This window comes from Isoptericola nanjingensis (assembly GCF_050311635.1).
Taxonomy (GTDB): Bacteria; Actinomycetota; Actinomycetes; order Actinomycetales; family Cellulomonadaceae; genus Isoptericola; species Isoptericola nanjingensis.
Window position 1 is genome coordinate 143,667 of the sequence record NZ_JBNOZL010000004.1, and the last position, 12,403, is coordinate 156,069.

The following is a 12,403-nucleotide window of genomic DNA, read 5'->3' on the forward strand; positions in this document are numbered from 1 at the left end:
CAGCAGACATGGCAAACCAGCCCAACCCTGTCTCCGTCGGGCAGCGGATCAGCGACACGCTCATGCGCTACATCGACACCGCCTTCTTTCTGCGCGACGGCGCGCTCCAGGCCGAGCGGCGGCACCTGCTGACAGAAGACTTCCCGCTCGTCCCCGCCCCGCTGCTCGAACCGGTGCTCCCGTACGACGGGACCACGAACGGCGCGGAGGCGTGCCGAGCGGCGGGCCTGCGGCAGCAGGAGGCGGCATGGTTGCTCGGGGGCCTCTTCGGGACACAGGACGTCGACAACCTGCGCCTGCGCCAGCACCAGGCCGATTCATTGGCCGTGGCGACGCGGGCCAGCGCCCCGTACAACCCGGTGGTCACCTCGGGCACGGGTTCCGGCAAGACGGAGTCGTTCCTGCTGCCGGTGCTCTCCCGGCTACTCGTCGAGGCCAGGGGCTGGGGACCCGGCGCCGAGGCGACCCGGTGGTGGGAGACGACGCGCTGGGCTCCTGTGCGTGCCAAGGAGGAGCGTCCTGCCGCGGTGCGAACCCTCGTGCTCTACCCCACCAACGCCCTGGTCGAGGACCAGATGTCGCGACTGCGCCGAACCGCCCGCAGGATCCAGGACTTCGGGGGGCCCGCCCTGTGGTTCGGGCGCTATACCTCCGCCGCCCCGGGTGGGACTCGCATGCCCAAGGCGAGCGGTTCGCACGCTCATTTGGCCGACGTCGCGCACGAGATGAAGAATCTCGTCGAGGAGTACGACTCGCTGACCGCTGCACGCCCAGACATCGCCGATTTCCTGTCTGACCCGCGGCGCGTCGAGCTTCTCACGCGATGGGACATGGTGGCGACGCCACCAGACATCCTCGTGACGAACTACTCGATGCTGAACATCATGCTCATGCGTCAGATGGAGCAGCGGATCTTCGAGACGACGCGGTCCTGGCTCGCCGGCGATCCGTCCAGGGTGTTCACCCTCGTCGTCGACGAGCTGCACCTGTATCGGGGGACGCAGGGCTCCGAGGTCGCCCTCATCCTGCGCAACCTCCTCCTGCGTCTCGGGCTAGAGGCTGACTCCCCGCAGCTGCGGGTGATCGGGACCAGCGCCTCGCTCGACTCCGACAAGAGCGAGTATCTCGAACAGTTCTTCGGGGTGCCGCGGACGACCTTCGCGCAGATCGCGGGCGCACCCCGAGAGACAAGGGTGCAGGTGCCCGTCGACGCCGAGGTGGCGCTCTCGGGTGGGCTGGACGTGGGTGTGGACGAGGTGCTCGCGAGCGCGTGCCGGGACGGTGACGGCCCTCCGCGTGCGACGAGCATCGAGCAGATCGCCAGCCGTGCGTTCGGCGAGGGCTCCTCGGTCGGCCTGGTACACCGCGCGCTCGAGAGCATGTCGGCGACGCCCTCTGAGCGGCCGATCCCGTTCCGGGCCCACTACTTCATGCGCACCATGCGCGGCATGTGGGCGTGCAGCGATCCCAGGTGCAGCGAAGTGCGACCCGGATCGCGCGAGGTCACCGGAGTGGGCCGGCTCTACCCACGTCCGGTGCGTCAGTGCCGGTGCGGCGCGCGCGTGCTCGAACTGATCTACTGCGGCAACTGCGGTGACGCCAGCCTCGGCGGGCACGTCCTCTCCAATCTGGCCGACGGCGTCTTCCTCGGCGTCGACCCGTCCGAGTCCGACGGCGACCGGTCGAAGATGGTGTTCGAGCGCAGTCGGGCGGAGTATCGCTGGTACCTGCCCGGCCGGGCAGGCATCGGTGTGTCCTGGACCCACACGGGGGCCGACAAGAAGTCGTGGAAGTTCTCCTTCGTGCCAGGCAGGTTCGACCCCCGGAACGGCTACCTGGAGGAGGACGCCCACGACGCGACCGGGACGGTCGTCAGGACGTCAGGGCCGAGCGACTGGCAGCCCCCGGCATTGCCGTCCCATTGCCCTCGGTGCGGTCACTCCCGCCGGCAGACCGCGTTCGACCGTGGACGAGTCTCGTCCGCCCTGCGGGCTCATACCCAGGGCGCCACACAGGCTGCCCAGCTGCTGGTGTCCGAGATCTTCCGCGAGCTCGGCGACGAGCAGGAGTCGAGCCGTACCATCGTCTTCACCGACTCGCGAGACGATGCGGCGCGGATGGCGGTCGGCCTCTCGATGAACCATTACGCCGACCTCGTGAGGCAGCAGGTTCAGCAGACGCTGGCCGCACCCACCGAGGACGTACCAGCGATCTTCCGCGGCGGTGTGCAAGGGGCTCTCACCGGATCATTGCAGGCCCGCTACGGCGAACTCTCGACTCAGCACCCGCTGGTCAACCAGGCCTACATGCTCGAGCACCTCGGCATGGCACAGGAGCAGCACCTGCAGACGATCTCGACCTTCGAGGAGGCTTGCAGGCAGGACGTCGCGCGCGACTGGGCGAACATCTTGAACCACATCAGCGCGCGCCTCGTCGAGATCGGGGTGCCGCCGGGCGGGCCGCGCGCCTCGCTGCTGACGTTCGGCGACGGGCTCCCTTGGTACAAGGCGTTCGAGCCGCCGACCCGGGGGGAGTGGGAGCCGATCCAAGACCCGACGATGCGTCAGCAGCTTCAGAAGGCCTACCGCGACCGCCTTGCTGAGTCGCTGGGAGACGTCCTGATGGGCGCCGCAGACCGGGACGCCGAGGAGACCCTCGTGGCTGCGCTGGTGCCGAGGTCGGTCCGGGAGGACGGCGATGGGCTGGTCGCCGAGGTGGTCAGGTCCAGCCTGCGGTTGCTCCTGGCCGCGGACCGCTGGCTCCCTCAGGACAGGCCGGCCCAAGCGGCTGCGATGCCCCGGTCGGTCGTCGACTACGTCCGGCGGGCCGCTGCCCGTGCCGGCTGCGAGGGAGACGATCTCCTGGCCACGGTCGAGTCAAAACTCTCCGGGATCCTCACGGACGGCTTCGTCCACCTGAACAGCCTCGACCTCCCTCTGGACGTGCTCCCCGTGGGCGAGCACGCATGGGTCTGCGACCTGTGCGGCCGACGCCACCTGCACCCGTCGGCGGGCACCTGCACCAGGGCCGGCTGCTCCGGAGCCCTCGCGGAGGTTTCTGTCACCTCTCTCGGGGAGACCGACTACTACGCCTGGCTCGCCGGCCAGCGACCGCAGCGCCTCGCGGTCGCGGAGCTGACGGGGCAGACCAGGCCGCCGGAGGAGCAACGTCGACGCCAGCGGGTGTTCCGTGGCGCGCTGCTGCCTGAGCCCCGAGAGAACGCTAGAGCCACACCGCTCGACGTGCTCAGCGTGACCACCACGATGGAGGTCGGAGTCGACATCGGCTCGCTGCAGTCGACGGTGATGGGCAACATGCCGCCCCAGCGGTTCAACTACCAGCAGCGTGTCGGGCGCGCCGGTCGCTCCGGTCAGTCCTTCTCCTACGCGGCGACCCTTTGCCGCGACCGGTCCCACGACGACTACTACTTTGCTCACTCGGCGCGCATCACGGGAGACGCCCCGCCGCAGCCGTTCCTCGACACCGGACGACTGACCATCCTGCGACGGGTCGTCGCCGCCGAGCTGCTCCGTAGAGCCTTCGCCGCGCTCCCCGTTCCCCCAGAGCCTCGAGGCGACAACGTCCACGGAGCGTTCGGCGACACCCCGGACTGGGAGGACGTCTATCGCTCGGGCGTGGAGGCATGGCTCGGAACGAGCAACCAGGTCGAGCCGGTCGTGCGGAGACTCACGGCATTCACCGGTGTGACCGAGTTCGAGGTCGACGAGCTCGTCGACTGGGCGCGAGACTCCCTCGTGCTCTGCGTCGATGACGCCGTCGACGACCCGGCCCAGACCCAGCGAGCGCTGAGCGAGCGTCTGGCCAACGCGGGTGTCCTGCCGATGTTCGGGTTCCCGACGCGCGTGCGCTACCTCTACCGAACGGACGCCACAGGGCGGACCACAGCCGAGGAACTCTCCGACCGCCCCCTGTCGCAAGCAGTCTCGCTGTTCGCACCCGGCGCGCAGGTCGTCCGTGACGGCTGGGTGTACACGGCCAACGGATTCGTCTCGTGGCGTCGGGGCGGGGGCCGCAAGCCCTTCACGACGAAGGCGCTCGAGTCCTCTCTCACCGTCTCGCGCTGCCGCGAGTGCTCAGCCTCGACCATCAGCGAGTCGTCGAAGTCTTGCCCGGTGTGCGGCAGTCCCGTCCGAACGGTGACGATGTACCAGCCTGCAGGGTTCCGGACCCACCCGGACGCCAAGGATGGGCGCGTCGAGGACGCTGGTGCTGCGACGGCGTCGAGACCGGTCCTCGGCTGGCTCGAGCCGGGCGCACCGACCGAACGAGTGGGCGCCCTCGACGTGTGGAACCTCGACCAGGCCCGACTGCTGACGATCAACGACAACAACGGGCACCTCTTCCCGATGTACGAGGCGAGCGATCGCTCAATCATCGTCCCGGTCGAGAGCAGCCAGGTGCCGTCGATGCCAAAGCTGGCTGACGCGGCGATCGGCGAGGTCAGGGTGACTGACGCCGCTCTCGTGCTCGTGCGGGGGGCCGATCTGGAGGACGGCGTGGTCCCGACGGGCCGGGAGGACTGCGGCTCGGGCAACGCCGCGATGCTCTCCTTCGCTGAGGCGCTCCGTAGGGGGTGCCAGGCGGAGCTGGACATCGACCCGTCGGAGCTGGTCGTCGGTACCCAGCCGCGCACCATCGACGGTGTACGCACTGCAGCGGTCTACGTGGCGGATACGTTGGAGAACGGCGCCGGCTACGCGCTCGAGCTTGCGCGGGGTCGCATCGGGGGAGTCCTCGAGCGCATCGTCAATGAGGTAGCAGAAGCATGGCAGGCCGAAGCACACGGGTCATGTGATACGTCGTGCCCTGACTGCCTGCGTTCCTGGGACAATCGTCACCTGCACGGCGCTCTCGACTGGCGGCTAGCCGTCGATGTCGCCGAGCTGGCCCTCGGTCGAGCGCTCGACACCTCTAGGTGGGACCGAGTGGTCGCTAGTGGTGTCCGAGGATTCGCGCGTGCGTTCCGTGACGCACTGGACGGCCTCGATGCCCACGAAGTCGAGGGGATCACGGTGATCTCCGCCGGCCGCGTCGCAGTGCCCGTAGGGCACCCTCTGTGGTCGATCAGCGATGAACGGCTCAACGGGGTCCAGCGGCGCGTGCAGGACGCTCTCCAGAGCAGCGGCCGCACGGTGCGTTGGACGGACGCGAGGATCCTCCGCAATCGACCTGACCAGGTCTTCCACCTGCTCGTCCACTGAACGGAGCCAAAGATGGCCTACATCGTCTCCCTCTCCCCTCTCGCGCCGATCGAAGGGAGCCACCGACCTCATTCCGAGTCGGAGTGCACCTGGCGTGAGTCGACCCGAGAGGGTCGCAAGGTTCTCCAGCTGGACACTTACGGCTCTCCCCAGCGAAAAGACGTCGGCACGATAAGCCAGTCGATCCAGCTCGACGAACTGACGGCCGCAGAGCTGTTGGACGTCATCGGGCAAGTGTTCCCCGCTCTGGCTCGATGAGTCGCCTGGGTGAGGCCTGAATCCTGGGAAGGTCAAACAACCCCTGGAGTACGCCCCGGGCTGCGCCGACATCGATCCTCCGGACCCGGGAACGTGCCAGGAGACCGCGGGCGAGCGGCGACCTTGCGAGGCCTGCCGGACTGGGATCCGGCAGGCCTCTGTCGCAGACGCAGACGCCAAATCGGCGCGTCCTTGCCAGCGGTTCGTCGGAGCGGTGAACGCCCGATCACATGCCCTGTCGTGCCCTCCGCAGAATTCAAAGCGACAAACATGTCCCCACTTCAGTTCCGAGGGGCTAGCGCGAGCCGCACGACTACTCGGAGAGAGCGCCGAAACCGCGGAATTTCGATGATTCTGAACATTGCCAGGACGATCGACTTCTTATCGACGAGCGATCGTCGTGCTCGTTCGCGCGGTCAGTAGAACGAAGCCGCGGGGCGCTGCGGTTCCGGCCTCATCGTTGTCCGGGCGTTTGTCCGGGCGCACACGGCGTTGCTCGGCGCATGCCTCAGGAGGCACCGGAGTGACCCCGTATGACGTCACCATAGGGGTGTGCCCGCTCCGCTCCGTCCTGGTCTTGTGGTGAGCCGTGCGCTGACGATCCCGCGGACGGAGCTGTCCGAGCGGTTCTCCCGCTCCTCCGGGCCTGGCGGCCAGGGCGTCAACACCACCGACTCGCGCGTCGATCTGTTCTGGGACGTCGGCAGGTCCACCGTGCTGACCCCGGTGCAGCGCGACCGGATCGTCTCGCGGCTCGGGGACCGTCTGGTGGACGGGGTCCTGACCGTGTCGGCGTCGGAGCACCGGGAGCAGCGTCGCAACCGCGACGCGGCCGCCCGCCGCTGGCCGTCGTCGTTGCCGAAGCGATCGCTGCACCGTCCCGGCCACGCCGCTCCACCCGCCCGACCCACGGCTTCCGGGAGCGTCGTCTGACCGCCAAGAAGCAGCGGTCCGCGACGAAGCGACTGCGCTCTTTGCGTCCCCGCCGCGACGACCGACGCGCCGTGGGACGAGGCCGCTGCGGCTGTCACCCCGCGGCACGTGCCCGCTCCCGGCAGGCGCGCGGCCGTCGTCCCGGGCCTGGTCGGCACGTAGGCTCCGGACCATGCCCACTGTTCTGCTCGTCCGCCACGGCCGTACGACCGCGAACGCGCAGGGCATCCTCGCCGGCCGGACGGCCGGGGTGCGGCTGGACGCCGTAGGCCGCGAGCAGGCGGCCCGCACAGCGGAGCGGATGGCGCAGGTGCCGCTCGTCGCAGTGGTGACGAGCCCGCTCGAGCGCTGCCGGCAGACGGCGCGCATCCTGGTCGACCATCAGGCCGGCCGGCCCGGCGAAGACGTCGCGGCATCGCCGATCGTGGTCGAGCACGGCATCACCGAGTGCGACTACGGGCAGTGGCAGGGGCGCGCGCTGCGCGACCTCGCGAAGGAGCCGTTGTGGTCGACGGTTCAGTCGCAGCCGTCCGCGGTGACGTTCCCCGGCGGGGAGTCGCTCGCGCAGATGCAGGCCCGTTCGGTGGCGGCGGTCCGTCGCCACGACGCGGCGTTCGAGGAGCAGCACGGCAGGGGTGCGGTCTGGGCGGCTGTCGCGCACGGCGACATCATCAAGTCGGTGCTGGCCGACGCGCTCGGCATGCACCTCGACCTGTTCCAGCGCATCGCGGTGGGGCCGGCGTCGGTGTCGATCGTGCGGTACGGGCCGCACCGGCCGGAGGTCGTGGCCACCAACACGGACTCCGGCGACCTGTCGTGGTTGCGCGACGCCGGACCGGCAGGGGACGCGCCCGTCGGGGGCGGGTCCGGCGCCCAGGCCTTGTAACGCCGCTGCCGCCGCCTCCTAGAGTGGTGGCATGCCCACCATCGTGCACGAGTTCGACTGGCCCGACCGGGTCGTGGTCGGGACGGTCGGCCGCCCCGGGTCACGCACGTTCTACCTCCAGGCCCGCGCGGGCACCCGGACGTCCAGCGTCGCGCTGGAGAAAGAGCAGTCCGCCGTGCTCGCCGAGATGGTCGATCGGCTCCTCGACGAGCTGACGGCCAAGAACGACCAGCTCTCCATCCCCGCCGAGGCACCGGTGGAGCTCCTCGACGACGAGCCGCTGGACCAGCCCGTGGAGGAGGACTTCCGGACGGGCACGATGCGGCTGGCCTGGGACCCCCGGACCCTGCAGATGGTCATCGAGGCATACCCGGTCGAGGCGGACCTGTCCGACGACGACGATCCGGCCGGAGCAGGGGCGGCCGACGACGAGGCCGAGCCCAGCGAGATGCTGCTCGTGCGGATCCCGGTCGGGACGGCGCGGGCCTTCGCGCAGCGCACGCGTCGCGTGGTCGAGGCGGGGCGCCCGACGTGCTCGGACTGCGGCCTGCCGATGGACGAGGACGGCCACGAGTGCCCCACGGACGACGGCGAGCAGGCGCCATGAGCCTGCCGGGCACCCCGTGACCGAGCTGGACGTCGACCTCGAGCACGGCGAGCTCGAGGTCGTGGGCCGCATCGCCGTGGCCTCGAACGCGACGTTCGTGGGCCGGATCGGCGGGTCTTCGGTGGTCTATAAGCCCGTGGCAGGCGAGAAGCCGCTGTGGGACTTCCCGGACGGGACGCTGGCCGACCGTGAGGTCGCGGCGTACCTCGTCTCGGAGGCGTTCGGCTGGGGGATCGTGCCCCGCACGTGGCTGCGCGACGGGCCGCTCGGCCCGGGCATGGTCCAGCTGTGGCAGGAGCAGGACGCCGAGCAGGACCCGGTCGACGTCGTCCCCGCTCGGGGAGCGGTGCTCGACGGGTGGCGCGTGGTGCTCGAGGGCAGCGACGCCGACGACCAGCCGGTCCGCCTGATCCACGAGGACTCGCCGGCGCTGCGGCGGATGGCGGTGTTCGACGCCGTGGTGAACAACGCCGACCGCAAGGGCGGGCACGTGCTGCCGCTGCGCGACGGCCGCCGGCTCGGGGTCGACCACGGCGTGACGTTCCACGTCGAGCCCAAGCTGCGCACCGTGCTGTGGGGATTCCTCGGCGAGCCGCTGACCGCCGACGAGCTCGAGGGCGTCCGGCGGGTCCGGACCGATCTCGAGGACGACGGCGAGGGCGGTCTCGGCGGCCGGCTCGCCCCGCTGCTCGACGACGTCGAGCTGGTCGCGCTGGCCGAGCGCTGCGACCGGCTGCTGCGCACGGAGATCTTCCCGTCGCCCGAGGGCGACATGCCGTCCGTGCCCTGGCCCCTTTTCTAGGAGCGTCCGGGCCGTCGGCGAGCTGCTGTCCCGGTCAGCCGATCGTTCGGCCGAGTCTTGGGTGCGCGTGTCGTCGACGGCGAAACCCCGTGTGTGGCTGAATGGCCCCCATGCCAGCGACCGCGTACCTGACCGGCCTGGGCCGGTACCTGCCCGGCGAACCGGTAGCCAACGAGGACGTGGCGCGCCGACTCGGCGGCGTCGACAAGCGCACTGACGGCCTGCGCGCGCGCATCCAGCGCGCCAACGGCATCCGGCAGCGGTACTACGCGCTGGACGACGAGGGTCGCACCACCGAGCTGAACGAGGAGCTGGCGGTCCACGCGATCGAGGACGCGCTGGCAGACCGGGGGATCACCGCCACCGACCTCGGCATGCTCGCCTGTGCGACGACACAGGGCGACCTGCTGGTGCCGGGGTTCGCGTCGATGGTGCACGGGCGGCTCGGCGGCGGCCCCATGCAGACGCTGACGGCGAGCGGCGTGTGCGCGTCCAGCATCGCCGCGCTCGACGCGGCGGTGAGCAAGGTGCGGCTGGGCGACCACCCGCGGGCGGCGGTGGTGGGCTCGGAGCTGTCCAGCCGGTGGTTGCACCAGCGGCGCTTCGAGGGCGTCGAGGACCACCTGGACGCGCACTTCCTGCGGTGGATGCTGTCCGACGGCGCGGGCGCGGCGATCGTGGAGTTCCAGCCGCGCCCGGACAGGCCGTCGCTGCGCGTGGACTGGGTGCGCCAGGTGTCGCTCGCGCACGAGCACGAGGTCTGCATGCGCGCCGGGCTCGACGGCCCCGCCGCCGTCGCGGGCCGTACGTGGCAGGACTACGACGACGTGGCCACCGCCGAGAAGGCCGGCCTGCTGCAGATCCGGCAGGAGACGGCCGTGCTCGACGAGCTCGCCGCGGCCGGGCTGGCGCAGTTCGAGGAGCTCGTGGACCGCGGCCTGGTCGACCTCAAGAAGCTCGACCACGTGCTCTGCCACTACAGCACCAACGCGTTCCGCGACGTCGTCTTCGACGCGCTGAGCGCGCGCGTCCCCGGCATGGACAGGAGCCGCTGGTTCTCCAACCTGGAGACCTGCGGCAACACCGGCGCCGCGAGCATCTTCATCGCACTGGAGGAAGCGTGGCGCACCGGGCGCTTCGCGCCGGGCGACACGATCCTCCTCGCCGTCCCCGAGTCCGGACGGTTCTCGTTCGGCTTCGCCCACCTGACCGTCGTCGCACCGCGAAGGAGCACCAGATGACCAGCACCGGGATCAGCACCGAGGCCAGCGCCGAGACCGTCGAGGGCTACCGCCCGCCCCAGCCGGACCGCTCCGCCGGGCTGCTCGCCCGGCTCTCCGACGTCTGGACGGACTTCGAGGCCCGGCTGGCCGAGGTGCCGATCCTGCGGGCGCTCGACGACGGCGACGTGACGGTGGCGGACTACCAGCGCCTGCTGCACAACCTGCGCCAGCAGGTGGTCGACGGGTCGCTGTGGATCGCGCGGGCGGCGTCGAACTTCGACATGGACCACTTCGACCTGCGCTCGGCCGCCATCTCGCACGCGCTGGAGGAGCACCGCGACCACCTGCTGCTCGAGCGCGACTACGTCGCCGTCGGCGGCTCGCTCGAGGCGCTGCGCGCGGGCCGGAAGAACGTCGGCTCGCAGGCGCTGTCCGGCTACATGTTCCACGAGGCGAGCAAGCCGAACCCGGTCGGGTGCCTCGGCGCGATGTTCATCATCGAGGGGCTCGGCGCGCAGAAGGCGGGGGTGTGGGCCCGGCGCTTCCAGGAGGTGCTCGGGCTGGCGGACAACCAGGTGCACTTCATGGCCTACCACCAGGACGCCGACGCCGAGCACACCGGCACGCTCGACGCCATCCTCACCTCCGACCGAATCGACGACGCCGCGGCCGACGCCATCGTCACCTGCGCGCGCGTGGTGGCCCGGCTCTACGTCATGCAGCTCACCGAGCTGGACGAGATCTGATGCCCGTGACGTCCGACCCGAGCATGTGGGAGGCGATCTACGCCGACCCCTCCGTCCCGCTCGACAAGCCGCTGGTGCGGATGATCATCGAGGACCAGCAGCGCCCGTCGCGCCGTCTGCTGTACCCGATCGCGCGGATCGTCTCCCGGGTGCTGGTGGCCGTGCTCTCGGTCATCAAGCGGGTGTTCCCCGGCAGGTGGATGACGCTGCGCGCCATGGACGCGCTGTGCCTGTGGTTCCTGCGCCGGTTCGTGTCGCCGGACGCCGTCGAGCTGCTGATCCGCCACTTCGTGGTGGAGACCAACCTGGTGAACTTCATCATCCGCAACACCCCGGCCGCCATCGAGCCGGTCACGCTGCGCCCGACGACGCTGTCCGGGCTGGGCGACAACGCGGTGGTGGAGCACGACGTCAACGTCTACGACGTGCTCATCGCGCTCGAGGGGATCGACATCACGGCGCCCGAGCGTCTGAACTTCGCCCAGCTCGACGTGCCCGACATCGATCCGGAACGACGTCGACGCCGGCTGCTGCGCCTCGACATCCAGACGGCCCTGTGCCTGATGAACATCCCGTTCTGCATCGCGCTGAACCTGGAGGAGTTCCGCCGCGCGATCCACTCGCTGCGCTTCGACGACTCGTTCCTGAGCATCCTCGCCGTGCTGACCGACGACGAGACGTTCGAGCACTGGAAGATGGGCGCCCTGAGCCTCTGGATGGACACGAACGTGGACGTCCCGCAGCTCGTCTACCGGCACGCGCTGGTGTGCGAGTACGCCCACGCCCACCTGGTCTCCATCGCGCGGCAGCGGGGCGAGAGGGAGTAGCCCTCGGTCACCGGCCAGGACCTGCACGCGACCCTCCGGCACCCCGGTGGGCCGACAGGTGGGGTCGACCAGTGACTCCCACCGGCGCCTGCGACGGGGGAGGGGACGAACGATCGACCTGAGGCCGGTATCGGACCGGCCCAGGTTCGAAGGAGCGTTCCATGACCACCATTCCTGTGGGTGAGAGCACCGCCACGACGGACGTCTCCGGGGAGTCCCCGGCGACGGCCCCAGCGCTGAAGCTCGAGCTCGTCGTCATCCCGGTGGCGGACGTCGACCGCGCCAAGGCGTTCTACACCCGCCTCGGCTGGACCGTCGACGTCGACCTGCGTGTGGCGGACGACTACCGCGTCGTCGAGCTCACCCCGCCCGGGTCGCCGGCGTCGATCATCGTCGGGACGGGCGTGACGGACGCCGCGCCCGGTTCGGCGCGGGGCCTGCACCTGGTGACCCGCGACATCGAGGCGACGCACGCGGACCTGGTGGCGCGGGGCGTCGAGGTCAGCGACGTGTTCCACGACGCCGGCGGGGTGTTCCACCGCGCCGACCCGGCATCGCGGGTGGCCGGCCTGGCGCCCGGGCGCGCGTCGTACGGCTCGTTCGTGGAGTTCGCCGACCCCGACGGCAACACGTGGACGGTGCAGGAGATCACCGAGCGGATCCCGGGCCGCGTCACGCAGGCGCGCTACGACTCCGCCGCAGAGCTCGCCGAGGCGCTGCGCGCGGCCGCGGCGGCGCACGGGGAGCACGAGGCCCGCACAGGGCAGGCGGACGCGAACTGGCCCGAGTGGTACGCCGAGTACCTGATGCGGGTCGCGGCGGGCCAGCAGCCGCCGGAGTGACGACCCGCACACCCGGGTCTTCGCCGTGCCCGGGCCAGGGGCCCGGGCACGTACCGG

Annotated in this window: 8 protein-coding genes and 1 pseudogene; all 9 read left to right on the forward strand. The window is 70.5% G+C overall.

Going from position 1 to position 12,403, the window contains the following annotated elements:
- Nucleotides 1-8: 8 nt before the first annotated feature.
- Nucleotides 9-5,222: a DEAD/DEAH box helicase gene (locus tag ACQP6G_RS08825; RefSeq protein ID WP_429763912.1), complete on the forward strand. Its 5,214-nt coding sequence runs from the start codon at nucleotides 9-11 to the stop codon at nucleotides 5,220-5,222.
- An 810-nt stretch (nucleotides 5,223-6,032) separates the two neighbouring features.
- Nucleotides 6,033-6,472 (forward strand): annotated as a pseudogene (gene arfB, locus ACQP6G_RS08830) (alternative ribosome rescue aminoacyl-tRNA hydrolase ArfB); the annotation flags it as partial.
- 113 nt (nucleotides 6,473-6,585) lie between these two features.
- Nucleotides 6,586-7,299 (forward strand): histidine phosphatase family protein, encoded by a 714-nt coding sequence (locus ACQP6G_RS08835; RefSeq protein WP_429763913.1) that lies wholly within the window; start codon nucleotides 6,586-6,588, stop codon nucleotides 7,297-7,299.
- Nucleotides 7,300-7,330: 31 nt separating this feature from the next.
- On the forward strand, nucleotides 7,331-7,906 hold the full coding sequence (locus tag ACQP6G_RS08840) for a DUF3090 domain-containing protein (RefSeq protein ID WP_429763914.1): 576 nt from the start codon (nucleotides 7,331-7,333) through the stop codon (nucleotides 7,904-7,906).
- A 16-nt stretch (nucleotides 7,907-7,922) separates the two neighbouring features.
- A complete protein-coding gene (locus ACQP6G_RS08845; RefSeq protein WP_429763915.1) occupies nucleotides 7,923-8,708 on the forward strand; it encodes an SCO1664 family protein in 786 nt (261 codons plus the stop codon).
- Between the two features lie 110 nt (nucleotides 8,709-8,818).
- Nucleotides 8,819-9,949 (forward strand): 3-oxoacyl-[acyl-carrier-protein] synthase III C-terminal domain-containing protein, encoded by a 1,131-nt coding sequence (locus ACQP6G_RS08850; protein ID WP_429763917.1) that lies wholly within the window; start codon nucleotides 8,819-8,821, stop codon nucleotides 9,947-9,949.
- Nucleotides 9,946-10,677: an iron-containing redox enzyme family protein gene (locus ACQP6G_RS08855; protein ID WP_429763918.1), complete on the forward strand. Its 732-nt coding sequence runs from the start codon at nucleotides 9,946-9,948 to the stop codon at nucleotides 10,675-10,677. The genes ACQP6G_RS08850 and ACQP6G_RS08855 overlap by 4 nt, the downstream gene beginning before the upstream one ends.
- On the forward strand, nucleotides 10,677-11,504 hold the full coding sequence (locus tag ACQP6G_RS08860) for a DUF6999 family protein (protein WP_429763919.1): 828 nt from the start codon (nucleotides 10,677-10,679) through the stop codon (nucleotides 11,502-11,504). The genes ACQP6G_RS08855 and ACQP6G_RS08860 overlap by 1 nt, the downstream gene beginning before the upstream one ends.
- Nucleotides 11,505-11,665: 161 nt before the next feature.
- The gene (locus ACQP6G_RS08865) at nucleotides 11,666-12,346 is read left to right on the forward strand and encodes a VOC family protein (protein WP_429763920.1); all 681 of its coding nucleotides are present in this window, start codon (nucleotides 11,666-11,668) and stop codon (nucleotides 12,344-12,346) included.
- The last annotated feature ends 57 nt before the right edge of the window (nucleotides 12,347-12,403 follow it).